This window comes from Streptomyces sp. NBC_00414, assembly GCF_036038375.1.
Classification (GTDB): domain Bacteria; phylum Actinomycetota; class Actinomycetes; order Streptomycetales; family Streptomycetaceae; genus Streptomyces.
Genome location: NZ_CP107935.1, coordinates 9,621,963 through 9,646,777 on the forward strand (window position 1 = coordinate 9,621,963; position 24,815 = coordinate 9,646,777).

A 24,815-nucleotide genomic window follows, 5' to 3' on the forward strand; every position below is an offset into this window, starting at 1 on the left:
TGGTGCCAAAATCGCCAAGCCGGGGACAGCGGGTCCCGCAGCCCGTGGACCGGCGGGCCCCACGAGCACCTGGTGGCACGACCGAGCCCGCCGTCGCGGTCCGGCGAGCGGGGGCTCGTGGGGACCGCGACGGCGGGCTCGGTCACCGGCGCAGGGGGTGGGCGCCGGTCAGGGGGGGCTGGTGGGAGTCAGGCCACCGACGGGTCGAGCAGACCCGCGCGGAGCCGCTTGATGATGCGGCTGATCAGGCGCGACACATGCATCTGGGAGATGCCGAGGATCTCGCCGATCTCCGCCTGGGTGCGCTCCTCGACGAACCGCAGGTGGATGATGTGGCGCTCGCGCTCGTCGAGCTCGGCGACCAGGGGAGCGAGGGAGTGCAGGTCCTCCACGAGCTCCAGCGAACGGTCGTCCTCACCGATGAAGTCGGCCAGGACGGACTCGCCGTGCGAGCCGTTCTCCGAGGTCAGGGCCGCGTCGAGGGAGGAGGAGTTGTAGCAGTTCGCCGCCTTGCGGGCCTCGATGACCTCCGCCTCGGGCAGCGACATGAGCTGTGAGAGCTCCTTCGTCGTGGGGGTGCGCCCCAGACGGGTCCGCAGTTCCTCCGTGGCCTTCGCCAGCTCGACCCGGGCCTCCTGCAGACGGCGCGGCACATGGACGGCCCAGCTCGTGTCACGGAAGAAGCGCTTGATCTCGCCGACGATGTAGGGCACGGCGAAGGAGGTGAACTCCACCTCGCGCGTCAGCTCGAACCGGTCGATCGCCTTGATGAGTCCGATGGTGCCGACCTGGACGATGTCCTCCATCGAGTCCCCCCGGCCGCGGAACCTGGAGGCCGCGTACCGCACGAGGGACAGGTTCATCTCGATCAGGGTGTTGCGCGCGTACTGGTATTCGTGGGTGCCTTCCTCCAGCACGGCCAGCCGGTCGAAGAACTGCCGGGACAGCTCCCGGGCGTCCTTCGGCTTGACGCGCGACGGGTCCTCGATGAGAGGCAGTTCCGTCTCGTCCGTCGTCCGGACGCCCTGCGCCGTGGCCGTTGCCCCGCCCGCCGTCACGGCTGCCATGCCGTTCACCCCACTCACCGTCGCTGTTGATGACACAACGCCGTCTGCCCCGCTTCACGCGGCTCATGCCACCCGATCCGGAAAGAGATCAGGGTCACTGCGGATCTGGCCGGAAGTCGACGCCTCGCACCGTCGGCCCTCGTCATGGACCTGCCGCGGAAGCGGGGCCGACGGGTCCACGGTACGCGTAGGTGGACCCTGAGCCGGTTCGGGCGCCGGGAGGGCGAGGCGACGGGCCGTCGATTTCGAGACGGGGTGTTTCCCCTCCGGAAGCAAGGGCAGGCGGAATTTCGTGCTTCGGACCGGAGGCACGCCCGCAGGAACGGCATCGGCCGACTGCGGTGGCCCTCCGGCGTCCCCGGAAGTCATCGTCCCTGCGGCATCCCCTCGCACGCCACTTGTTCAGGAGCGAATCCGCATGAGCATCGACTTGTCGACAAGCCGCTTCGAGCAGCCCGTATCGGCCGAGGCCCAGCCCGTGTCCGCCGAGACGGCGGCGGCACCGGATCCGCACGCCCGGTCCGTGACATCGAGGCATCCGCACGACGACGCTCCTGACTCGGCGGGCGACTTCGCCCGGCTGGCCGGGTTGGCGGACGGTCCCGAGCGGGACGCCGTCCGTGACGAGCTGGCGAAGGCGTGGCTGCCCATGGCCCACCGCATCGCCGGCCGGTTCCGGGACCGTGGCGAGAACATCGAGGACCTGCGCCAGGTCGCGGCCGTCGGGCTGGTGAAGGCGATAGACCGGTTCGACCCCTCCCGCGGGGCGTTCGAGAGCTACGCCGTGCCCACCATCACCGGCGAGGTCAAGCGGCACTTCCGGGACCGTATGTGGGCGCTGCGGGTACCCCGGCGGGTGCAGGAGCTGCGCAACAAGGTGCGGATCGCCCGCCGCGATCTCACGATGAACCCCGGGGCCCCCGAGCCGACGACAGCCGAGATCGCGGCGCACGCCGGGCTGACCGAGGACGAGGTCGGCGCGGGGATGGAGGCGATGGAGAGCTTCAGCACCCTGTCCCTGGACGCCGAGCTGTCGTCCACCGACGACAACTACAGCCTCGCGGACACCCTGGGCGACCTCGACTCCTCGTACGACCGCGTCGTCGACCGTGAAGCGGCGAAGGAAGGACTCCGCCGGCTGCCGGAGCGTGAGCGGAACATCCTGTACATGCGCTTCTTCGAGGACATGACGCAGAACCGCATAGCCGACCAGCTCGGCATCTCCCAGATGCACGTCTCGCGGCTCATCACCCGCAGTTGCGCACGGGTGCGGGACGAGGCGCTGGGCGCACAGGCCCGTTCCGGTCGCGGGGACACCGACGGTCGCAAGGGTGCCGCGTGACGCGGCACCGCGGTCCGGGCGACGTACGCGCGGCCCCGCCCGGAGCCCGTCCGGCAGCCGTGATGTGAACGTGTTCTCCGGGCCGGCCGCGCGGGTACGGCCGGCCCGGTCCGTGCGTCGTGCGGGTCAGGAGTGACGAGGGAACGCCAGTGCGACGGCGTAGTGTGGGCTCCGGGGTGAGACCGGTGGACCTGATGGACAGCACGGACAACGCGTCGTCGACGCCGCCGGCGAGCGACGGCGGGCCGACCCGAACCGTCCGGCCGGCAGCAGGCCCGGCGCCCACCGCCCATCTCGCCCGGATCCCACCTCGGAGCCGCCGGACGGGCCCGACCGCACCGCCCCCGACGGGAGCGCCGACGTGACGACGACGCCCACCGAGTCGGCGACCGACGCGCCCTTCGTGCACCCCGCGCTCTTCTACCGTGACGACCAGGAGTACCTGGCGGGCACGGTTCCCTTCGTGCTCGAAGGGCTGGCCGCGTCGGAGCCCGTGGCGGTGGCCGCTCCCGCCCCCCGGCTCGCACTGATCACAGCCGCGCTGGGCCGGGCGGCGGACGCCGTGCACCTCGTCGACATGACCATGGCCGGCCGCAACCCCGGCCGCATCATCCCCTCGGTCCTGCGAGCTTTCGCGGACGCCCGGCCGGGCGTCCGCGTCCGTATCATCGGCGAACCGATCTGGCCCGGCCGCACCGCCGTGGAGTACCCGGCCTGCGTCCAGCACGAGGCCCTCATCAACGAGGCGTTCAGCGGCCGGGAGGTGACCATCCTGTGCCCGTACGACGCCCGGTCCCTCCCGTCGGACGTGCTCGCCGACGCCCACGCCACCCACCCGGTCCTCATCACCGCGGGACGGCAGTGGGCCAGCGACACGTACGACCCCGGGAAGGTGCTCGCGCGCTGCAACGAACCGCTGCGCCGTCCGTCCGGCGCGGCCACCCACCGCTACGACGCCGAAGCACTGCCGGCCGTCCGGGACTTCGCGCTCGCCCGGGCTCGGGAGCGGGGGATGAGCGCGGTCCGTCTCCAGGACCTGGCCCTGGTCGTCGCCGAGCTGACCACCAACAGCGTGGTGCACGCCGGTGGCGGGGGGACGCTGCACCTGTGGGCGGAGAACGAGCAGATCGTCTGCCAGGTGCAGGACTTCGGCAGGCTGGCCGATCCCCTCGCGGGCCGGCGCCCCGCGCGCCCCGACCAGATCGGAGGCCGTGGCCTCCTGCTCGTCCACTACCTCTCGGATCTGGTGCGGCTGCACACCGACGACGACGGCACGACGATCCGCAGCTACGTCTCACGCGTCTGAGACGCGGTTGCGACCGCACGCGCACGAAGCACGCGAGCGTGCGCCCGAAGCGTGCGCCCGAAGCGTGCGAAGGGGCCCGGAACCGTAACGGTTCCGGGCCCCTTCGCGGTGGCGGGCCCTGCTACCGGCCGCCGTCCCGCTCGGCCGAGCGCGCGGCCTGGCTCTCGGTGTGGGCGTCCGCCGTGGACAGGACACCCCCGGAGCTTTCGAGGTGCGCGCGCACGAACCACTGGAACTGTTCGAGGGAGCGCAACTGCTCGATGAGGAGGTCCTCCGTCACCGGGTCGAACTTGCCGACCTCGGTCAGCGCCGCCCGGTGGCTCTCGACGATGCCCGTGTAGACCAGGTCGAGGGCGCCCAGATGGGCGATCGCGTCGGCGCGTCCGACGTCGTAGTCGTCCCAGGTCCGCTCGGCGACGAGGGCGCCGGGTGTTCCCGCGGGCACCCCGCCCAGCGCGGAGACGCGCTCGGCGGTGTCGTCGGCCATGGCCCGGACCCGGTCGACCTGCGGGTCGAGCATTTCGTGAATGGCGATGAAATGCGGACCGACCACATTCCAGTGAATGTGCTTCAGGGTGAGCGAGAGGTCATTGAGTGCGTGCAGCCGAAGGCGGAGCAGTTCGATGACCTTTCCGCCGTCCTGGACACTGAGTCCGGGAACGGTGTACTTGGGCTCGGTTCGAGACGACGTCATTCCTCATTCCTCCCTGGGAATTCATTGTTCACCGGTGGCGGGTGCGACGGCCGGTGCTTCGGGGCTCGCGGCCCGTCTACCAGCGGTACCAGCGTCCGCGGCGGCCACCGGAAGCGGTCGGACGCACGACGAAGCCGAGCAGCCAGACGACGAGCACGATGACCGCGATCCACCACAGCGCCTTGAGTGCGAAACCCGCACCGAAAAGGAGAAGGGCGAGCAGAAGAACAAGAATGATGGGAACCATTGATATCAACCTCCAGGCCTTCTGGTTCCCTGCCTTCCGGCTGGTACGCCTGCTGTTTTCGGGACGGCGTGGGTCTCTTGTCGAAAGCCGTCGGGTGGACTGCGAGGACCGTGTGGCGGACGGGCCGGGCGGGCCGGACGCGGCCACTGCGGGGAATCCGTGGGGAATGGGGATCGGGCAGCAGGGTATTGGCTGCCCGAGGGGACGGCGGCCGGCGCACACCGGCCGCGGTACTCCGTTCGCAACTCGACCACGGGAAGGAAGGAGCGACGTGACCACCGACAGGATCTGGTCGTACGCATCGGCCAGTGGATACGCGGAGGGCCTGCTGCTCGCAGGGTTCACGGTCGCCGCTGCCGACGGAACGATCGGGCACGTGGACCGGCAGGTGGACGAATCCGGGATGCGGCATCTGATCGTCGACACAGGTGTCTGGGTGTTCGGCAGGAGTGTTCTGATCCCCGTGGGCGTGGTCACCGCGATCGATCCGGAGGCCCAGGAGATCAAGGTGGCGTGCACCGAGGACGAGATCAAGGCCGCGCCCCGGTTCCGGACCGACCGCGAGACGCTGGACCCAGATTTTCTCGCCGGAGTCGGCCACTACTACCGGGGCCTGCCGCCCCGGCCGGCCACCGCGAGCTGATCCGGGTACGACGGAGGGCCCCGGATTCGCCCGTCATGGAAATGGATTCGGCGGGAAGGCGGTCCCCGAAGGGGTGCGGACCGAGGGGACGACCATGATGTCGATCTCGACCGCGCAGCCTCTCGTCCTCGGGGCAAGGTGCAGGTGATGGCGATGCCGGGGACGGTGACCTGTCCGTGAAGCCGCTGGTCGGCTCCGGGCCGGCGCCGGGCATCGAAGAACCAAGTGCAGGGACACGACGCATATGGACCGAACCGACACGACCGCCATCGCTTCCGCAGGCAGTCCGCCCGGGGTGACCTCGTTGGCGCCGGCCCCGACCGCGAGCACGGCGACGGCGCCGGCCGGCGTCACCACCGCGGCGACGGCCCGTGCGTACGCCCGCAGTGTGGTGCTCGAACAGTGGAACGACGCCGACCGCACCGCGACGGAGGCGGCTCTCATCGATCTCTCGCTGGTCGTGTCGGAGCTGGCCGCGAACGCCATCCGGCACGGGGGCGGGCTGGCCGGATTCGAGGTGACACCCACGCGTCGGGGAGTGCGGCTGGCCGTGCACGACAACAGTGACGTCATCCCCGCCGTGGCCTTCGGCCCGGGATATCTGCCGGCGAAGCACCACGGCAACGGCTACGGCTGGCCGGTGATCATCCGGCTGGCGTGCGAGATCACCATCGAACCGCGTCCCGGCGGCGGCAAGACCGTCAGCGTGCTGGTGCCGCTCGTCTGACGGCGGCGCCGGAACACACCTGCGGCCTCGAAACACACCGACGGCCTCGGACGGTGTCCGTCCGAGGCCGTCGGTGTGTGTGCCCGCAGAGCGGTGGACCGCACCACGGGCGGACCGCACCATGGCGGGAAACTCACCACGGCAGGAACACGTGGATGTCCTTGCCCTTGTCGGTCACCACCACGCTCACCTGGTCACACAGCGTGTGGATCAGATGCCACCCGACGCCTCCGTCACCCCGGCCGGGATGGAAGGGGCGGGGCGCGGGCGGGGTGGTGCTGGTGTCGTGCATGGTCACGTGCACGCCGTCGAACGTACGCCGCAGACGCAGTTCGAACGGGCCCGGCGCGTACTGCACCACATTGGCCGCCAGCTCCGTGACGACCAGCAGGATGTCGTCCCAGTGCTCCGGGGCAGCCGGTGGTGAGGTGCGCGTGAGCACAAGGAGGAACTCCTCCGCGGCGAGTCGTGCACCCGTCACATTGGGCAACTCGCCGGGGAAGGTGGTCGTTCTGGTGTACATCTCCTCAGAAGGCAGTTTGTCGTCCCAACGCGGCTCGGGCTCGGTCGCCATTGCGCCTTCCCCAGCCCCTCCCCGCGGGGCTGTGCTGATCCTGTGCTTCCACCGCTGCTGCTTCCCGACGGCGAGAGGCTTACTCGTCCGGGTCCGGTGGGGATGGTGGACTAACCGGAATGCAGTGGTCTCTGATGATTCCCGTGTGATCGGCGAGTACCACGTTCGGACCGAGTCATGGGTACTTGGCCCCGCCCGATGTGCGCACGGCGATGTGGCGGCCGTCGGACCCGTACGCGTCGGCCGGTCCCGCGGCTGTTTTCCGCGTCTGTTTCGGCCAGGCCGGGGCATACGGAGGTCTGGGACGGGAGCCGCTCCCGTCCCGCAACCGGAAAGAGGAGAATCCGTGCTCGGCATAGCAGCTGCAGTCCTGTTCTTCATCGCGTTTCTGATCAACGCCGCGGACATCGCGACCAATGACACCTTCACCTCCACGAACGTGATGCTCATCGGGTTGACCGTGCTGGCCCTGCACGTCGCCGGGGTGGGTACCGGGTGGGGGAGCAGGAGCCGCCGGCGGTGAGGTGCGAGACACCGCCAGGGCTCGCCCACAGCACGAGAACGGACCGCATGGTGACTTCCTGTCGCCGTGCGGTCCGCGCGTTTGCGCCGTCCCGGCCGGTGGCAGCCGTCCCGTCCGGGACGCTCAGATCCAGGTGTCGAACCACATCCTGGAGCGCCAGTCGGCGTACGGGACCGTCGCGCCCGTGTAGATCGGGAAGAAGTAGATGAAGTTCCAGACGATGAGCAGCACCAGGGCGCCCGCGGTGACCGTCCCCAGCGCCCGGCGTCTCCCCCTCGTCCCCGGTGGGCCCAGCAGCGCGCCCGCCGCCATCGCGACCGCCAGGCACAGATACGGCACGAAGGCGACCGCGTAGAAGGCGAAGATCGTACGGTCCTGGTAGTGGAACCACGGCAGGTAGCCCGCGGCGACCGCGCACAGGACGGCCCCCGCCCGCCAGTCGCGGCGCATGGCCCACCTGAAGAGCAGATACACCAGCGCGAGACACGCGGACCACCACAGCAGTGGTGTGCCCAGCGCGAGGATGGCCTGTGAGCAGCCCGAGGCGGTGCGGCAGCCGTCCTGGGCGAAGTCCGTCTCGTAGGAGTACGCCACCGGACGTCCCAGTACCAGCCAGCTCCAGGGATTGGACTCGTACCGGTGCGGTGAGTGCAGTCCTACGTTGAAGTCGTAGACCCCGCTCTCGTAGTGCCACAGGCTGCGCAGGGCGGCCGGGATCCACGACCACGGTCCTCCGCGGCCCTCCGCCCAGTGCCGTCCGTAGCCCCGGTCGGTCAGGAACCAGCCGGTCCAGGTGGCGAGATAGGTGGCCACGGCGACCGGCACGATGGAGAGCACCGACCAGCCCGCGTCCTTGCGCAGGACTGCCGAACACGGCCGGTCGGCCCCGGCGACGCGGCGCGAGCCGACATCCCACAGCACGGTCATGACCAGGAAGAACACCAGGAAGTAGAGGCCGTTCCACTTACTGGCCGCCGCCAGGCCGAGGAAGAGACCGGCCGCGATGCGCCAGGGCCGCACGCCCATGCCCGCTTGCTCGCCCGTGTGCCGGTCGGGGCCCGCGAAGCCGTCCTCGTCCACGGGCAGACTCGCCGCGAGACGGGCCCTGGCCTTGTCCCGGTCGACGAGCAGGGACCCGAACGCCGCCAGGACGAAGAACATGACGACGAGGTCCAGCAGCGCGATGCGGCTCATCACGAAGTGCAGTCCGTCCAGGGCCATCAGCAGCCCGGCGAGACAGCCCAGTGCCGTCGAACGGAACAGGCGGCGGCCGATCCGGCACAGCATCAGCACCGACAGCGTGCCGAGCAGCGCCACCATGAAGCGCCAGCCGAACGGGTTGAAGCCGAACATCCACTCGCCGAGGGCGATCACCCACTTGCCCATCGGCGGATGCGCGACGAAGGCCCCGGCGTCGGACAGCGGGATCACCTGAGGGTCCGCGACGATCTGCGGGTCGGCGACCTTGCGGTCCGGCCAGGTGCCCTCGTAACCGAGCCGGAGCAGCGACCACGCGTCCTTCGCGTAGTAGGTCTCGTCGAACACGAGTCTCCGGGGCCGGCCCAGTTGCCGGAAGCGGATCGCGCCGGCCAGGGCGGCCACCAGGAGCGGGCCCAGCCAGCCCATCGCCTTCGCGAGCCGGTGTGCCGCCACCGGGCCGAGACCGAGGGCCTCCCCGGAGCGGGTGCCCGGTTCCGGGAAGGGCGGGACCAGGAGATCCCGGGTGTCGGTCCGTGGGCGCGCCACGAACCCGAACCGGCGCAACCGCTCCGCCCAGGGACTGGACTCTGTCTTCGTGTGGGCGTCGGCGTCGACGCCCGCCTCCGCCGCGGTGTCACTGGTCACCGGGTCATCGTAGGGAACGGATGTTCATGGCGGTTCCCCGGAGGCGGGCGCCGGAGGTGACGCCCGGGTCGGCGGCAGGCCGCCGGCAAGTAGGCCGCTAGTCGGCCGGGTTGGGCGCCTCGGTCACCTTCCAGCGCTGGTTGGCACCGGAGTTGGGCGTCCACAGGGTCACGGCCGCGCCCTCGTTCGTGGCCTGGCCGCCGACTTCGAGGAGCCGTCCGGTGGCCGCGTTCACGAGGGTCCAGGTACCGTCGCCGGTCGACGACATGATCCACTGGGTGGCCCTGTCGCGCGGGCCGGTGTCGGCCTCCAGTACCGGGGCGCCGTCACGCACGGCCAGCCGCTTGCCCTCCACCGGGTTGCCGAACACGTACCGCTGCCGGTTGCCGGTGTCCCCGGAGATCTGGCGCAGCTTCCACCGCTGACCCGGAGCATCGGCCGTCGCGCTCCTGATGACGAGGCCCGTGCCGTTGTCGGCGACGGTGAGTGCCTTGCCGCTCTGGACGCCGGTCAGTTCGTAGGTGTGGCCCTTGCGCAGCTCGGCGGCGTCCTTCGCGACACCCGAGACACCCTTGACCACGAAGGAGGTCACGGACTGCGCGGGCACCGTGAACGTGGCCCTGCGGTCACTGACCTCGACGGCCCTGTGGCGGTCCAGTTTGCCGTCGGCGCTGGTCACCACAGGGGTGACGGTGGCGTTGCGGCCGACCTTGCCGAACTTCGACAGGTCGACGGTGACGGCGCGGGACTCGTTGGTGCTGTTGACGTGGACGACCGTCGCCCCGTCGCCCTTCTTGGAGACCGCCGCAGCGCTGGACGTGTCGTCCGTCTTGATCAGCCGGTCACCGGGCTTGATGTAGTGCGTGAAGTTGCGGGCCGTGTCGAACTTCGTGTTGGTGTGGATCGGGCACGATTCGAGGGTGTCCTTCGAGGTGCAGCTGAACGGGAGCTGGATGCTGCCCCAGTTGCCGCCCTTGGCGGACTCGCCGCCCGGCTTCATGTTGTCGTAGTCCTCGACCGGCTGCCAGAACACCCAGGCCTTGGGCTCCAGTTCCCGCAGGTCGTCGACGATGCGCTGGGCGAGGCCCAGGCCCGGACGCATGTCCGTGAAGCTCTGGCCGTCGCCCCAGTCGCCCTCGACCTCGCTCTGCCACAGCGGCTTGTCGGCCGCCTTGGCCAGGTCGCGTACGGTCGTGCGCTGGCCGGTGCCGTAGGTGTGGACGTTCATCTGGCCGACGAGGTCCCGCACTTCCTGCGGATAGGTGTTCCAGTTCTGCGCGAAGATGGACGGGTTGGTCTCGTCCATCGCCGAGATCTCCGCCTTGGCCTTCGCCTTCTTCAGCGCCGGGGCCAGGGCGTCGATCACCTTCTGCTGGAGCTCGGGGCCTATGTGCGCCCCTTCCTGACGGCCGCCGACGGGCTCGCCGTCGGCGCCCAGACGGGTGCTCCAGTAGTTGGTGGTGGGCTCGTTGAACGGGTCGATCGTGTCGACCTTGATGCCCTCGGCCTTCTCAAGACGCCTGGTCGCGCCCGCCAGATAGGCGGCGAAGTCGTCGACGGACTCCGTCCTGAGCTGGTCCTCGGTGGCGTTGAACCCGCCGGACACGTAACCGCTCTTCGTCATGAACCACGGCGGGGAGTTGCTGAAGGTCTCCCAGTGGTCGATGTCGTCCTTGATGCGCTCGACCCACCAGCGCTGGGTGGCGTCGGCGTCCTTGTTCCAGTCGGCCGGGTCGTCGGCGCTCCACCAGTCGGTGTCCTCGCGGGTGGTGCCGGCCGGCGCCTTCCACCAGCCCTCCACCGCCCCACCGGCGCGCAGATAGTCCTTGACGTCCGGGGCGTTGCCACCGCCGATGTTGTAGCGGGCGATGTTCAGCGCCAGCCCGTCGTCCCCGAAGAGGAGCTTCGCGAGCTTCTCGCGTACGTCCCTGGGGTAGTCGCCGGTCGCGTTGGCGAACCAGACGAGGCTGGTGCCCCACCCCTCGAACTTCTGCTGCTCGTACGAGGGGTCGGGCCGCACGGTGACCGACGCGGTGTCCGCCGCCCGGACCTGCGCGGTGGACGAGGGCGCCAGGGACATGGCGGCCCCGGTGGCCAGTGCGGTGAGTCCGGCGGCTCCGAGGAGACGTCTGCTGCGGGTACGGCGTGCCATCGTGTGCTCCCAACTGAGGTGTGGGTCGCTGCGCGGTGGACCTCCCGCCCGTCGGGCAGGAGGGAACGCCCTCGGACGACGCGGTGCCGTCCGAGGAGTCGGTGGTGCGGGGAGAGCTGTATTCGGTCAGGTCGCGGACCGGCGCTGTGGGGTCCGCTCAGCCGGTGGGCTGGTGCAGTACGGCGACGTCCCTCGGTCCCAGGACGAGTCCGCCCTCGGTGTCGGTGGTGCCCACCAGGACCGCTCCGTCGAGACCGGCCAGGGCCACGTCCTCGTCGGTCCGGTTGACGAGGAACAGGAAGCGGCCGTCGGGTCCGCGGCGCACGGTCTGCTCGACCGATCCCCGTGCGTCGGCGGGCAGTTCGCTCTCCACGCCGGCCGGGCCGAGCAGCGCCGGCAGCAGACCGGCGAGCCCCTCGGCGCCGAGCCGGGTGGAGACGTACGCGGCCGAACCCTGGCCCACCGCGCGGCGGGTGACGGCGGGCCGCCCGGCGTACGCGCCGCTGCGGTAGTGGGCCAGCACGTCCACGGAGGGGTCGGTGACGTCGATCCGGTCGGTCCACAGAGTGCCCGTGGTGGCGCCGTCCAGCTCGACGGATTCGCCGTCGAGCAGCGGGCCGAACTCCTCGATGCGGATGCCGAGCAGTTCGCGCAGGGCGCCCGGGTGACCGCCGAGCCAGATGTGGTCGTTCTCGTCGACGACTCCGGAGAAGTACGTGGTGACGAGGTGGCCGCCGGCCTCCGCGTACCGCGTGAGCTCCTTGGCCAGCGGCGCCGGGACCACGTGGAGCACCGGGGTGATCAGGACGTCGTACCGGTCGAGATCGGTCGTGGTGGTCACGACGTCGGCGCGGATGCCGAGGGTGTGGAGCGCCGAGTACCAGTCCAGGGCTTCCTGGCGGTAGTCGAGGAGTGCTGAGGGGTGCGAGTCCTGCTCGCTCGCCCACCACGACTCCCAGTCGTAGACGATGCCCACGCGGGCCGGTTCGCGCTCGGAGCCCGCGACCGGTGCCAGCGCCTTGAGGGTCTGCCCCAGCTCGACGACCGCGCGGAAGACCTCGCTGTCGGCGCCGGCGTGCGGCACCATCGCGGAGTGGTACTTCTCGGCGCCCGCGGCCGACTGGCGCCACTGGAAGAAGCAGACCGCGTCGGCGCCGTGCGCGACATGCAGCAGCGAGTCGCGGGCCAGGTCTCCCGGCCGCTTGGCCACGTTGACGGGCTGCCAGTTGACCGCGCTGGTCGAGTGCTCCATCAGGAACCACGGCTGACCGCCCGCTGTCCCGCTGGTGAGGTTGGCGGAGAAGGACAGCTCGTCGCGGTCCTGCGGGCCCGGGTGCACGTAGTGGTCGTTGGAGACGAAGTCGATCTCGCCCGCCCAGTCCGGGTAGTTCATGCCCTTGGTGCCGCCCATCACCATGAAGTTGGTGGTGACCGGCACACTCGGCGTGATCTCCCGCAGCACGTCCCGCTCCGCGATCAGGTACTCCTTCAGCGCGTCGGAGGAGAAGCGCTTGAAGTCCAGCTGCTGCGTCGGGTTCGGGTGGGAGCCGGCCAGCCGGGGCGGCAGGATCTGCCCCCAGTCGCTGTACCGCTGCGACCAGAAGGCCGTGCCCCAGGCGTGGTTGAGGGCGTCGAGGGTGGTGTAGCGGGCGCGCAGCCAGTCGCGGAAGGCGTGGGCCGCGTCGTCCGAGTAGTCGTAGACGTTGTGGCAGCCCAGCTCGTTGGAGACGTGCCAGGCCACCAGCGCCGGGTGGTTCGCGTACCGCTCGGCCATCTTCCGTACCAGGCGCAGGGCGTGGTCGCGGAAGACGGGCGAGGTGGGCCGCCAGTGCTGCCGGGCCCCCGGCCACACCGTCTCACCGGAGGCGGTCACCGGGAGGATCTCCGGGTGCGCCGTGGTGAGCCAGGGCGGCGGGGACGCGGTGGCGGTGGCCAGGTCGACGCCGATGCCGCCCGCGTGAAGGAGGTCCATGACCTCGTCGAGCCACTCGAAGTCCCACCGGTCCCGGTCCGGCTGGATGCGGGCCCAGGAGAAGATCCCCACGGAGACCAGGTTGACGCCGGCCTCACGCATCAGCCGGACGTCCTCCTCCCACACCTCACGAGGCCACTGCTCGGGGTTGTAGTCGGCGCCGTACGCGAGACGCGGGGTGCGGTCACCGTCCGGCCCGTTCAGCTGGGACAGGAGGGTGGAGATCATCGTGGTCCTTCCGGGGTTTCACAGGGGTCCTGCCGTCCCGTCCCGAGCGGGCGGGACGGGACGGCAGGACCTGGGGGAGGCGTCGGGGCACAGGGCTCGTCTACTCGACGGTGAAGCCCTGCTCCTTGCCGTACTTGACGGAGGCGTCCTGCCAGGACTTCAGGCCGTCGGAGAGCTTGGTGTTGCCCACGTAGGCCTTGCCGACGGTGTCGTTGAAGATCGAGTTGGCGTACTGCTGGAAGGGCAGGTACGACCAGTCGTCGGCGACGTTGGCGGCGGAGTCCGCGAAGATCTTGTTGGCCTTCTGGCCGCCGAAGTACTCGAACTCGGTGTCGAGGAACGAGGACGACTGGAGTTCCGCGTTGGTCGCCGGGAAGGCGCCCTCCTTGACGCGGCTCTGCACACCGGCGCCGGAGTTGGCGTACTCGACGAAGGCGTAGGCGAGTTCCTTGTTCTTGCCCAGCGCGGGCAGGGTCAGCGAGCTGCCGCCGTTCTCCGCGCTCGCCTTGTCGCCCTTGGTCCAGGCCGGCATGGGCGCCGCGCGCCAGTCACCGGCGGCGTTCGGGACGCCGGTGACGAAGTTGGCGGGCATCCAGGCACCGCTGGCGAGGGTGGCGATGGTGCCGTCGCCCAGGCCCTTGTACCAGTCGTCCGTCCAGCCGTTGATCGGCGCGACGAGCTTCTCGTCGATCAGCTTCTGCCAGGTGTCCGTGTACTTCTTGGCGCCCGCGTCGGAGAAGTCGACGCTGACCTTGGTGCCGTCGACCTTGTAGGGACGCGAACCGGCCTGCCACAGCATGCTGGTGGTGAAGCCCGCGTCGCCGGCGTCGTTGGCGATGTAGACCTTCGGGTCGGCCTTGTGCAGCTTGCGGGCCGCCTCGACGTACTCGTCCCAGGTGGTCGGGACGGCGATCTTGTACTTGTCGAAGACCTTCTTGTTGTAGTAGAGCGCCATGGGGCCGGAGTCCATCGGCAGGCCGTAGACCTTGTCACCGCCCTGGCTCACCGCGTTCCACGGGCCGGGGGTGTACTTGGACTTGAGCTTGTCGGCGCCGTACGGGGCCAGGTCGCTCAGGCCCTTGGTGAGGGCGTACTGACCCAGCGCGAAGTACTCGACCTGCGCGACGTCGGGGACGCCCTTCTCGGCCGAGATGGCGTTCGACAGCGCGGTGTAGTGCTTGTCGCCCGACCGCTCGGCGACGAGGTTGATCTTGACCTTGGGGTACTTCTTCTGGAAGTCGGCGGCGACCGTCTTCAGCGTGGGCTCCCAGGCCCAGACCGTGACCGAGCCGCCCTTCTTCAGGGCCGCCTGGATGTCTCCGGCGGAGACGGCCTTCGTGTCGGAGCTGTCGTCGTCGGAGCCGCCGCAGGCGGTCGCGCCCAGGGCGAGGACGGAGAGGACGGCGAGGCCGCGCATCAGGCGGCTGGTCGTTCTGCGCATGGAGGTGCTTCCACTTCTTCGTGGGCGGGACAGGGTGAGGGTGGAGGTGGGGCTGAGGGGGGCCTGTGGGCGCGTCATTCCTTGACGCTTCCGGCGGCGAGACCGGACTGCCAGTACTTCTGCAGCAGCAGGAACGCGGCGATCAGCGGCACGATGGTGAGCAGCGAACCGGTGATCACCAGGTTGAAGATCACGTCACCGCCGATCGTCTGGGCCTGGTTGTTCCAGGCGTCCAGGCCCAGGGTCAGCGGGTACCAGTCCGGGTCCTTGAGCATGATCAGCGGCAGGAAGTAGTTGTTCCAGGTCGCGACCGTGGTGAACAGCAGGACGGTCACGATGCCCGGGGCGAGCAGCGGCAGGGCGACGGTGAAGAAGGTGCGTGCCTCGCCCGCTCCGTCGATGCGCGCCGCTTCCAGCAGCTCGACGGGGATGGCCTCGGAGGCGAAGACCCACATCAGGTACAGGCCGAAGGGCGAGACGAGCGAGGGGATGATGACCGCCCACGGGGTGTCGGTCAGTCCCATCTTGCTGAACATCAGGAAGGTCGGCACCGCCAGGGCGGTGCCCGGGACGGCGACGGCACCGATGACCACGGCGAACACCCCGCGCTTGCCCGGGAAGTCGAACTTGGCCAGCGCGTACCCGCCCAGGATCGCCAGGAAGGTGGCGCCGCCGGCCCCGAGCCCGACGTACAGCAGGGTGTTCAGCAGCCAGCGGACGAAGATGCCGTCGTGGTACGTGAACGTGTCGCGGATGTTGTCCCAGAGGGCGAAGTCGTCGGCGAACCACAGTCCGGACGAGTCGGCGAGCCCTTCCTGGGTCTTGGTCGCGCTGATCACCAGCCACAGCAGGGGCACCACGGTGTAGACCAGGATCAGGCCGGTGAGCACGGTCAGCAGGACGCTGCGCTTCGGGCGTCCCGCGGAGTGCTCACGGCGCTTGCGCAGCCGGGGCACACTCTTGGCCGTACCGGTGGCCGGGACGGACGCGGACGGGGAGGCGGAGGTGGCCGAACCGCTTGTGCTGCTCGTGCCGCTCATGCTGCTCATTGGTGGTCACGCTCCCTTGCGCATGCCGCGAAGCTGCACGACATAGGCGATGACCATGGTGATCAGCCCCATGATGATGGCGACCGCCGCGGAGTAGTTGTGCTGCTGGCCGTTGAAGGACAGCGAGTACGTGTAGAAGTTCGGGGTGAAGTCGGTCGTGATGGCGTTGCGCGCCAGCGGCCGCAGGATGCTCGGCTCGTTGAAGAGCTGGAAGCTGCCGATGATCGAGAAGATCGTCGCGATGACCAGGGCGCCCCGGATCGCGGGGAGCTTGATGGCGGTGATGACCCGGATCTGTCCGGCGCCGTCGATCTCCGCGGCCTCGTAGAGCGAGTTCGGGATGACCTTCAGCGCGGAGTAGAAGATCAGCATGTTGTAGCCGATGAACTCCCAGGTCACGATGTTGCCGATCGAGGCCAGCACCAGGTCGCTGGAGAGCGGGTCGGGCAGCGTGACGCCGAACGCGTCGTTGATGTCACCGACCAGCCCGTACTTGGTGCCGTACATGAAGCCCCACATCAGGGTGGCGACCACGGCGGGCACGGCGTACGGCAGGAAGATCGTGATGCGGAAGAAGTCCGTGCCGTAGAGCCGGCCGCTGTCCAGCGCGAGGGCGATCAGCAGGCCGATGAACAGCATGATCGGCACCTGGACGGCCAGGAAGAGCGAGACCCGTGCGAGCGAGTCCCAGAACCGGTCGTCCTGCAGGGCCTGTTGGTAGTTGTCGAAGCCGACGAACTGGGTGCCGCCGATCAACTGGTCCCGGAACAGGCTGAGATAGATCGAGTACGCGATCGGGGCCAGGAAGACGAGGGCGAACACGGCCACGAAGGGACCGATGAAACCCCACCCCGTCCAGGAGCGGCGGTCCCCCTGTGCCGGAGGTGGGGCCTTGCGCGGCTTGGCGCCCGCCGGCGGTTGTAGCGTCGTCATGTCGTTCCTCGCTCGTCCCTCTCGCGAAAACCCGGCGTCCTGCGCCGATGATGTTTGCGTAAACACGAAGGCCCGGAAGAGCTCGCCGCCTGTTATGTTTACGTAAACATCTGATGGCGGCATGTCTACACTGCCCCGTTGACGGTGGTCAAGGGTCATTTGAGGAAACTACGGTTCGGCACGACGAGGGAGTCGGGTGGACACAGCGGACAGCGCCTCGGCGAGCAGGCCACAGGCGGCGGGGCCCAGCAGGAGAAGGGCCTCGCGGCGGACGCAGAGCGCCTCCATGGCGGATGTCGCCCGGCTGGCGGGCGTCTCCTCGCAGACCGTCTCGCGTGTCTCCAACGGTTACGCGGGTGTGAACGAGGAGACCCGGCAGCAGGTGCTGGAAGCCATGCGCGAGCTGGGCTACCGGCCCAACAGCGCCGCCCGCGCGCTCAAGCGTGGCGAGTTCCGCACCATAGGTGTGATCACTTTCGGCCTTTCCACCACCGGCAACGTCCGCACCCTGGAGGCCATCGCGACCTCCGCGGCGCACGAGGGCTACGCCGTGACGCTGCTGCCCGTCGCCGTGCCCACCCAGGACGAGGTGCGCGGCGCGTTCTCCCGGCTGGGTGAACTGGCCGTCGACGCCGTCATCGTCATCCTGGAGGTCCACCTCCTCGACGCGGTGACCCTCTCGCTGCCGCCCCACATCAAGGTCGTGGTGGCCGACTCGGACGCCGGTGACCAGTACACCGTGGTCGACACCGACCAGGCGGGCGGCAGCCGCGACGCCGTACGGTATCTGCTCGGCCTCGGCCACGAGACGGTCTGGCACCTGGCGGGCCCCGAGGAGTCCTTCGCGGCGCAGCGCCGCGCCGACGCCTGGCGCGCCGAGCTCACCGGCGCGGGCCGCACGGCGCCCCCGCTGGTACGCGGCGACTGGTCGGCCGAGTCCGGCTACCGGGCCGGTCTCGAACTGGCCGAACAGCGGGACTGCACCGCGGTGTTCGCCGCGAACGACCAGATGGCGCTAGGTCTGCTGCGGGCGCTGCACGAGCGGGGCCGGTACGTGCCCGAGGACATCAGTGTCATCGGCTTCGACGACATCCCGGAGGCGGGCTCCTTCCTGCCCCCGCTGACCACCGTCCACCAGGACTTCGCCGAGGTGGGGCGACGGTGCGTCGAGGGCGTGCTGCGGCAGATGGGCCAGGACACCCCGGAGCACGGCACGACACTCGTACCGACGCGGCTCGTGGTGCGGGACAGCACGGCGGCGCCGCGGTCGCGGTAGACCACGGCGGGGGTCGGCGGGGCCGGGCGTTTGCGGGCCCGGCGTCCATGGCGCCCGCGGTCCGTGGGACCCGGTGCCCGTGGCGACGCCCGGCGCAGATGACACCCGTCTCCTGGCGGATCCGTCTCCCGGCGGGTGGACCCGGCTCTTGTGGCGCGGTCCTCGGCCCGGCCGCGGCAGCCGGGCATGCCTGGCTGGAGCATGCTCCCCACGGGTCCGGACACGGCTCACCGGCGGGTGCCGGCCGGACGTACTGATCACGCGGACGCGCCGCGGATGAATCCAGACGCGTCGGCGGACGTACTGACGGGTGTACTGAGAGGAGAGATTCTTTGATGACACAACCGGCAACCGCAGAAGGACTGTTGGCGTGGGTGCCCAGCCACGGACTGATCGCGGGTCTCGCGGCCGACACGCAGCTGCTGGTCGCGGACTCCTGGCTGCTCAGGGACGGGGAGGTGCGCGGCCTCGACCGGCACCGGGAGCGTTTCCTGCGGGCCTGCGGCGACTGCGGAGGACCCTCTCTCCAACAACTCACCGAGTTCTGGCGGGACATGATCGCCGCGCTGCCCCGTACGGGATCCTGGTTCCCGCGCGTCGAGCTGGTGGCCGGCTCCCTCCAGCTGAGACTGCTCCTGAGGCATGCCCCGCCCCTCTCCCCGGACGTACGGGTGTGGGCGGCGGGCCAGCCCGACCCGCGCACCGTGCCGCGCCGCAAGGGACCCGACCTGGACACCCTGGCCCGCGTCCGGCAGCGGGCCGCCGGACAGGGCGCGGAGGAGGCGGTACTGATCGCCCCGTCCGGTCTGGTGCTGGAGGCGGCTGCTTCCAGCGTGCTGTGGTGGGAGGACGACGTCCTGTGCCTGCCCCCGCCGCAGCTGCCGATCCTGGCCGGCGTCACCACGGCCCTTGTCCAGGAGCACGCTCTGCGCAGCGGGATCCAGCTGGCCCACCGCGAGCGAACCCTGGACCAGCTGGCGGACAGAGAGGTCTGGCTGGTGAACGCCTTGCACGGAATTCGGCCGGTGGTGAGCTGGGAGGGGCGGCCGATGGACGCGGGTCCGGCGCCGCGCGCGAGGGAATGGCGGGAATGGCTGGACGGCCGCATGGAAGCCCTGCCGGCTGACTGACCGAATACGGTGAGGACGGGATGTGCGCCGGGTCGAATCGGGGTCGGCCCGGCGCGCAATTACGTATACCTGCCTTTATCCTCTGCCCCTCTCCCCGTACATATCCGGATCGGATATTACGGGCGGCGATCGCGATGCGGTTGTACGCGTGGATGACGGTGGCGGCACGCTCGCGCGCGGCGAAGAAGGGTGTCTCCCACCAGGTGTTGAGCGCGAACAGACGCCGCTCGCTCCCACCCTGCGTGCGGGCGTATTTCGTGTGCATGCCGATACGGAAAGCGCGGCCGTTCATCTGCGATGCGCGAATCCGCCCCAGCTCCAGCAGTTCCGGCTCGACACGCTTCCGCAGGACGACGTGATCGGAACGTTGTTCAATGGATGAGTCAGACGAATACAGCCGTGGGAGTGCGCATGACGCCGACGGGGTCCAGCTCAGGAGGGGGCCCGGGCGCAGCTGGGAAACTGCGCAGGCTGGGGGAGTGGTGTGCCCGGCACTTCGTGATCGTCATCGTGGCCTGGCTCGTCGTTCTCGCGGCCGTGCAGGTACTGAACCGGTCGTTCGGCGGGGAGTACTCGGACGACTTCTCCCTCCCCGGTGTCCAGTCGCAGCAAGGGCAGGACGTCCTGAAACAGCACGACCCGGCGGCGGGCGGCTACAGCAGCCAGATCGTGCTGCGCGACGACAAGCAGCCGCTGACCTCCGCGAGTTCGCAGATGAGCCAGACGGTCACCGACCTGCAGAAACTGCCGCACGTACTTGCCGCGCAGAACCCGCTGACGGCACCGGGCTCCCAGCAGCCCTCGGGGCAGTCGCAGCAGCCGAACGTGGGCCCGCTCTCCAGCGACGCGAAAACCGGCTACATCACCGTCCGCTTCGACGTGCAGCCGTCCACGCTGGGCGACTCCTACCTCGACGGGGTGGACAACTCGGTCAAGCCCCTGAGAGGCGCGGGCGTCGACGTCGAGTACGGCGGACCGCTCGGCGAACTCGCCCGACCCGCCCCCGACGACCGGGTCAGCGAACTGATCGGCTTCGGCGTGGCGATCGTCGTCCTGCTCGTCGGCTTCGGCAGCGTCCTCGCGGCGGGCATCCCGCTGCTGACCGCCCTGATCAGCGCCCTGGGAGGGCTGGCCTGCCTGGGACTGCTGGCCGCGGCCTTCACCTTCGCCACGGTGTCACCGACGCTGGCCACGATGATCGGGCTCGGCGTCGGCATCGACTACGCGCTCTTCCTCATCACCCGGCACCGGCAGAACCTCATGGACGGCGCCGATCCGGTGCGGGCGGCGGGCCGGGCCACCGCCACGAGCGGCCGGGCCGTGCTCGTCTCCGGCTGCACGGTCATCGTCGCGCTGGCCGGGCTGTCGGTCTCCGGCGTCGGGTTCATCGGAAAACTGGGCGTCGCCGCGGCCGTGACGGTCGTCTCCGCCGTTGCCGGCGCGCTCACGCTCGTCCCCGCCCTGCTGGGACTCATCGGCCACCGCATCGACCGCTACCGGGTACGCCGCCCCGTCGCGGAGACGGACGCCGGGACGAACGCGGAACCGGGCGCCCCCGCCCACGGCACCTGGCACCGCTACGCCCAGCGCGTGCAACGGCGGCCCTGGTGGTTCCTGGCCGGTGGGACCGTCACCGTCCTCGTCCTGGCCATCCCGCTGCTCTCGATCCAGCTGGGTCACATCGGGGACGGCGCGGACCCGAAGTCGTTCACGGACCGGCGGGCCTACGACATCATGGCGCAGGCCTTCGGCCCCGGCTCCAACGGTCCACTGACCGTCGTCGTCGACCAGACGGGGGTGCCGTCCGACCAGCGCTCGGCGCTCCAGACACAGGTGCAGAAGTCCCTCACTGACGTGCCCGGCGCCGCCGCGACCACCCCGCTCACGCCCACCAAGGACGGCGACGTACTGGTCGCCACCGTCTACTCGAAGCAGGCCCCGCAGAACGCGGCCACCACCGACCTCACCAACCGCCTGGTCGACGAGACCCTGCCCCAGGCCGTCTCCGGAACCGACGCCAAGGGCTATGTCACCGGGACCACGGCCGCCCAGGTCGACTTCCGCGACATCGTCGCGGAGCGCCTCCCGCTGATCATCGCGGTCGTCGTCGCCCTGGCCTTCCTCATCATCCTGATGGTCTTCCGCGGACTGCTGGTCGCGCTCAAGGCGGCGGTCCTCAACGTCCTGTCGATCGCCGCCTCGTACGGGGTGGTCGTCGCCGTCTTCCAATGGGGCTGGGGCGGCCCCGCCCTGGGCGTGGACGGCAAGGTACCCATCGAGAGCTACGTACCGATGATGATGTTCGCCATCATCTTCGGCCTCAGCATGGACTACGAGATCTTCCTGCTGTCCAGGGTCCACGAGGCATGGCTGCACACCGGCGACGCGAAGGCGAGCGTCGCCCACGCCCTGGAGATCACCGCCCGTGTCATCACCTGTGCCGCCCTGATCATGGTGAGCGTCTTCGCCGCGTTCATCGTCAGCGACAACATCGTCGTCAAGATGCTCGGGCTCGGACTGGCGGTGAGCGTGCTGATCGACGCGACCGTCGTACGCCTGCTCCTCGTCCCCGCGGTCATGACCCTGCTGGGCCGGCATGCCTGGTGGACCCCCGGATGGCTCGACCGGATCATGCCTCACGTCGATCCGGAGGGCGATCACGACTGACCGGGGGCACCACGGTGCGGACACGCAGGACACGCAGGTTCCTGGGGGCGCCGGGGGCGCCGGGGATGCTCAGGGCGCGATGCCGACGCCCTCGATCCGGCTCCAGGACTTCTCCTGGCCGGACGTCATGGCCGGCCAACGCAGCCCGCCCGGACGGGGATTGACCTGAGAGGCGTACGAACCGGGTCGGAAGCCCGGGTCGTAGAAGCAGCCGGTGCCGTAGTCGGTGTCGAAAGCGGGGCAGGACGCCGCGACCGACTTCGGCGTCGGCTTCCTGCCGGTGCGCACCCAGGAGTCCAGCGCGGAGATCGAGTTGGCGTACTCGGAGTCGCTCAGCCCGCTGTGCTCGCTCTCCCGGGAGAAGGTCTGCACGAGGTGCCCCTCCCGGCCGGCGCCCCGAAGGCTGTCCCGGTACGCCGACTCGTGCTCGACGAACGCCGTCGGGTCGTCGATCGCGTGGAGCGTGAGCACCGGGATCGAGACCTTCCCCGTCAGGTCGCTGTCGTACGAGAGGTCGCGCACCGCGGTGGGGTCGGCGGAGAAGCGCTCGACGCCCGCGTTGAGCGCCTTGTCGTCATGGGAACCGGAGTAGCGCACGCCCAGGTTGCTGAACGGATTGCGCCCGCCGAGCCGGTTGTGCACGATGTCGCGGAAGGTGAACGTCGCGAACCGCAGATGCGACTCCAGGGTGCGCTCGGGTACCCCCGTGACCGCGAGGATGTCGTCCAGATTGCGCTGCTGCAGCGCCGTCCGCTCCTGCGGCGTCGACTCGAATCCCGTGCACTCCTGCAGACGCGCGCCGAGCCCGGCGGACGTCATGGTCGAGCCCGCCCGCAGACCCTCCCACAGCGGGTACTGGGCCTCGGTGGGACGAGGGTGGTTCTGGCAGTAGTACTGGTAGACCACGCGCAGGTCCACGCGGTAGTCGTAGCCGCGCGACCCACCACCGAGGACACCGTTGGTGAGCAGCGCCCCGTCGTACGGGCCGTGCTTCCCGGCGCCGTAGGTCTCCACGACCTTCGCGGCGACATCGCCGCCCCAGGACTGACCGTGCACGTACGTCCGCTTCGGCTTGCCGAACTCCTTGACGAAAAGGCGGCGCAGGTCCTCCGTGTCGGCGGCCGCCATCCGGGTCCCGTAACCGCCACGACGGTACGACGACCCGGCCCACGCGTAGCCCTCGTCCACCATCACCGACCAGCGTTCCAGGTCACCGGTGCTGCGCTCCGGGTCGGACTCCGCACCGAGGTCGGGGCCTCCGTGCGCGTGCACGACGAGGGATCTGTTCCAGTCCTTCGGGACGGCGATCGCGTAGTAGGCGCCGTCCGCGGCCCGGCCGGTGTAGCAGTCGGCCTTACCCACGAGGTTCGCAGGGCACTGCGCGGTTGCCGGTGCACCCGGGGCCGGCGCCACGGTGGCAGAGGCGGAAGAGGGACCGGAGAGTGTGCCGAGGAGGATTCCCGCGATGCCGGCGGCCACCGCCGCCCGGCGCCGCCGAAGAAAACCGGACCCGTGGGAACCGGACCCGTCGGGACCGGATCCGTGGGGACCGGGTCCCTGGGAACCGGGCCCGTCGTGGACCCCCGACGTACTCGGCCTCGTCCTGTCCATGGCGTGTTCTCCCTCTTCTCGCCGGCGCACCGTTGCGCGACGGGGCCGATGCTAAGGAGCGGCACGGCGAAAACCCATGGCTTGATCATTACGTTCATTGAGTTCGCCCGGGAGCCCACCGGGCGGCGACCGCGGACCCGGGGGCGGACTCGGGGCCAGACGTGGGGTCGGCCCCGGAGCGGACCCGGGGACCGCGTCGGTCAGCGCAGATGCTGTTCGAAGAACGCCATCGTCCTGTCCATCGAGGCCGGCCACCGCGGTCCGAACGTGTGCCCCTCGCCCTTCCACTTCACGAGTTCGACGTCCTTGCCCGCCGCCTCGAACGCCGCGGTGGTCCGCTCCGACCAGGCGAGGGGGCAGGTGTCGTCGGCGGTGCCGTGGTGGATCAGCAGCGGCTCGGTCGCCCGGTCCACGTAGGTGACGGGGGCGGCTTCCCGCCAGAACTTCGGGTTCTCCTCGGGCGTACCGTGCGCGGCGTCGATCTTCGCGACGGTCGGGTCACCCCCGCCGCGCTGGAAGTGGTCGATGTTCTGGTCCGGTCGCGAGCTGACCGGGGCGAAGACCACCGCGGCGTCGACCAGACCGGGCGCCACCACCAGCGTGTTGTAGACGACGCCACCGCCCATCGACCTGCCCAGCAGGCCGATCCGGTCGCCGTCGATCTCCGGGCGCCCCGACCCGCGCAGCGCCAGCACGGCGCCGATGGTGTCCTCGGTGTAGCCGAGGCGCAGGTTCACGTCGTTGTCGGGGTCGTCGTCGGAGCCCGCGTGGTTGCGGTAGTCGGTGTGCAGGACCACATAGCCGTTGCGGGCCAGCAGATCCTGCTCACGCGCCAGCCCGCGGCCCGTGGTGTAGACGGCGGGGTCGATGTAGCCGTGCGCCAGCACCAGGGCGGGGAAGGGCCCCTTGCCCCGGGGGATGTTCATGATTCCCGAGATGGTCAGCCCGTCCGCCTCGTACGTCACGGCGTACCGGGTGTAGGCGTCCGTACGGGTGAGGACGTCGCCGAGCCGAAGGTCCGAGCCGCGGTGGTCGCGCTCGATCAGGCCCGGGATCGACACGGGGTCGGCCGGCGCCGGGGCGGGTGTGGGGGTCCTGCTCGGCGCACTGCCGGTGGCGCGGGTCGGCGTCGGCGGATCCTCGCGGTCGTCCCCGGCGCAGCCGACCGCGGCCACCAGCACGAGGCCGGCGGCGGCGCAGGTCCAGCTCCGTGACCGCATGGGGCCAGTATCCCCCGGGAGGGCGTGATGGGGCGGGGCATGACGGGGACGGGCGGAAAGCAGTCGTACCGAGCCCCGATCCCGCCGGTGATACGAGGTAGCGCCGGTGCTGCGAGGCTCGATGGCCCTAGGTTGTATTCGTTGCACTCCCTGGCCGACGATGGCTCC

20 protein-coding genes and 1 pseudogene are annotated in these 24,815 nt (G+C 70.0%); 8 read left to right on the forward strand and 13 right to left on the reverse strand.

The annotated features are described in order from the left end of the window. Positions 1 to 188: 188 nt before the first annotated feature. Positions 189 to 1,067 carry a SigB/SigF/SigG family RNA polymerase sigma factor gene (locus OHS59_RS41255; protein WP_328498450.1) on the reverse strand — a complete coding sequence of 293 codons (879 nt, stop codon included), beginning with the start codon at positions 1,065 to 1,067 and terminating at the stop codon, positions 189 to 191. 418 nt (positions 1,068 to 1,485) lie between these two features. On the opposite strand from OHS59_RS41255, the gene OHS59_RS41260 reads away from it, so the two are divergent. Beyond that, positions 1,486 to 2,409: a SigB/SigF/SigG family RNA polymerase sigma factor gene (locus OHS59_RS41260; protein WP_328498451.1), complete on the forward strand. Its 924-nt coding sequence runs from the start codon at positions 1,486 to 1,488 to the stop codon at positions 2,407 to 2,409. 361 nt (positions 2,410 to 2,770) lie between these two features. Further along, complete coding sequence (locus OHS59_RS41265; RefSeq protein WP_328498452.1) at positions 2,771 to 3,715, forward strand: sensor histidine kinase; 945 nt, start codon at positions 2,771 to 2,773, stop codon at positions 3,713 to 3,715. Positions 3,716 to 3,836: 121 nt separating this feature from the next. Here OHS59_RS41265 and OHS59_RS41270 read toward each other — a convergent pair whose 3' ends face one another. Both OHS59_RS41270 and OHS59_RS41275 read right to left on the reverse strand, forming a co-directional pair. Further along, positions 3,837 to 4,409, reverse strand: coding sequence for a Dps family protein (locus OHS59_RS41270; protein ID WP_328498453.1), 573 nt, complete (start codon positions 4,407 to 4,409; stop codon positions 3,837 to 3,839). 76 nt (positions 4,410 to 4,485) lie between these two features. Next, a complete protein-coding gene (locus OHS59_RS41275; RefSeq protein ID WP_107017343.1) occupies positions 4,486 to 4,656 on the reverse strand; it encodes a hydrophobic protein in 171 nt (56 codons plus the stop codon). 271 nt (positions 4,657 to 4,927) lie between these two features. On the opposite strand from OHS59_RS41275, the gene OHS59_RS41280 reads away from it, so the two are divergent. Both OHS59_RS41280 and OHS59_RS41285 read left to right on the forward strand, forming a co-directional pair. After that, a complete protein-coding gene (locus OHS59_RS41280; protein WP_328498454.1) occupies positions 4,928 to 5,299 on the forward strand; it encodes a PRC-barrel domain containing protein in 372 nt (123 codons plus the stop codon). A gap of 244 nt (positions 5,300 to 5,543) precedes the next feature. After that, a complete protein-coding gene (locus OHS59_RS41285; RefSeq protein ID WP_328498455.1) occupies positions 5,544 to 6,026 on the forward strand; it encodes an ATP-binding protein in 483 nt (160 codons plus the stop codon). 133 nt (positions 6,027 to 6,159) lie between these two features. Here the strand turns inward: OHS59_RS41285 and OHS59_RS41290 are convergent, their stop codons facing one another. Then, positions 6,160 to 6,600 carry an ATP-binding protein gene (locus tag OHS59_RS41290; RefSeq protein ID WP_328498456.1) on the reverse strand — a complete coding sequence of 147 codons (441 nt, stop codon included), beginning with the start codon at positions 6,598 to 6,600 and terminating at the stop codon, positions 6,160 to 6,162. A gap of 346 nt (positions 6,601 to 6,946) precedes the next feature. On the opposite strand from OHS59_RS41290, the gene OHS59_RS41295 reads away from it, so the two are divergent. Continuing rightward, positions 6,947 to 7,123 (forward strand): hypothetical protein, encoded by a 177-nt coding sequence (locus OHS59_RS41295; RefSeq protein WP_210893339.1) that lies wholly within the window; start codon positions 6,947 to 6,949, stop codon positions 7,121 to 7,123. A gap of 123 nt (positions 7,124 to 7,246) precedes the next feature. Here the strand turns inward: OHS59_RS41295 and OHS59_RS41300 are convergent, their stop codons facing one another. The 6 genes from OHS59_RS41300 to OHS59_RS41325 form a co-directional block, all read right to left on the reverse strand. After that, positions 7,247 to 8,968, reverse strand: coding sequence for a dolichyl-phosphate-mannose--protein mannosyltransferase (locus OHS59_RS41300; RefSeq protein WP_328498457.1), 1,722 nt, complete (start codon positions 8,966 to 8,968; stop codon positions 7,247 to 7,249). A 97-nt stretch (positions 8,969 to 9,065) separates the two neighbouring features. Continuing rightward, positions 9,066 to 11,120, reverse strand: coding sequence for an RICIN domain-containing protein (locus tag OHS59_RS41305; RefSeq protein ID WP_328498458.1), 2,055 nt, complete (start codon positions 11,118 to 11,120; stop codon positions 9,066 to 9,068). Between the two features lie 157 nt (positions 11,121 to 11,277). Next, on the reverse strand, positions 11,278 to 13,320 hold the full coding sequence (locus OHS59_RS41310) for a beta-galactosidase (protein ID WP_328498459.1): 2,043 nt from the start codon (positions 13,318 to 13,320) through the stop codon (positions 11,278 to 11,280). Between the two features lie 100 nt (positions 13,321 to 13,420). Further along, complete coding sequence (locus tag OHS59_RS41315; protein WP_328498460.1) at positions 13,421 to 14,761, reverse strand: ABC transporter substrate-binding protein; 1,341 nt, start codon at positions 14,759 to 14,761, stop codon at positions 13,421 to 13,423. A 74-nt stretch (positions 14,762 to 14,835) separates the two neighbouring features. After that, complete coding sequence (locus OHS59_RS41320; protein ID WP_443061588.1) at positions 14,836 to 15,810, reverse strand: carbohydrate ABC transporter permease; 975 nt, start codon at positions 15,808 to 15,810, stop codon at positions 14,836 to 14,838. A gap of 6 nt (positions 15,811 to 15,816) precedes the next feature. Continuing rightward, positions 15,817 to 16,743, reverse strand: a complete 927-nt coding sequence (locus OHS59_RS41325) for a carbohydrate ABC transporter permease (RefSeq protein WP_328498461.1) — start codon at positions 16,741 to 16,743, stop codon at positions 15,817 to 15,819. Positions 16,744 to 17,029: 286 nt separating this feature from the next. Here OHS59_RS41325 and OHS59_RS41330 point away from each other — a divergent pair, with 286 nt between their 5' ends. Both OHS59_RS41330 and OHS59_RS41335 read left to right on the forward strand, forming a co-directional pair. Further along, positions 17,030 to 18,019 (forward strand): LacI family DNA-binding transcriptional regulator, encoded by a 990-nt coding sequence (locus OHS59_RS41330; RefSeq protein ID WP_328498462.1) that lies wholly within the window; start codon positions 17,030 to 17,032, stop codon positions 18,017 to 18,019. Positions 18,020 to 18,354: 335 nt separating this feature from the next. Further along, positions 18,355 to 19,149 (forward strand): aminotransferase class IV, encoded by a 795-nt coding sequence (locus OHS59_RS41335; protein WP_328498463.1) that lies wholly within the window; start codon positions 18,355 to 18,357, stop codon positions 19,147 to 19,149. A 220-nt stretch (positions 19,150 to 19,369) separates the two neighbouring features. On the opposite strand, the pseudogene OHS59_RS41340 reads toward OHS59_RS41335, so the two are convergent. Next, a pseudogene (locus tag OHS59_RS41340) lies at positions 19,370 to 19,441 on the reverse strand (hypothetical protein); the annotation flags it as partial. A 119-nt stretch (positions 19,442 to 19,560) separates the two neighbouring features. Here OHS59_RS41340 and OHS59_RS41345 point away from each other — a divergent pair. Continuing rightward, positions 19,561 to 21,816 carry an MMPL family transporter gene (locus tag OHS59_RS41345; protein WP_328498464.1) on the forward strand — a complete coding sequence of 752 codons (2,256 nt, stop codon included), beginning with the start codon at positions 19,561 to 19,563 and terminating at the stop codon, positions 21,814 to 21,816. Positions 21,817 to 21,885: 69 nt separating this feature from the next. On the opposite strand, the gene OHS59_RS41350 is transcribed toward OHS59_RS41345, so the two are convergent. Together OHS59_RS41350 and OHS59_RS41355 are read right to left on the reverse strand one after the other, a co-directional pair. Next, the gene (locus tag OHS59_RS41350; RefSeq protein ID WP_443061679.1) at positions 21,886 to 23,283 is read right to left on the reverse strand and encodes a hypothetical protein; all 1,398 of its coding nucleotides are present in this window, start codon (positions 23,281 to 23,283) and stop codon (positions 21,886 to 21,888) included. 344 nt (positions 23,284 to 23,627) lie between these two features. Beyond that, entirely contained in the window at positions 23,628 to 24,647 is a 1,020-nt protein-coding gene (locus tag OHS59_RS41355) for an alpha/beta hydrolase family protein (protein WP_328498465.1), read from the reverse strand. Between the last annotated feature and the right edge of the window lie 168 nt (positions 24,648 to 24,815).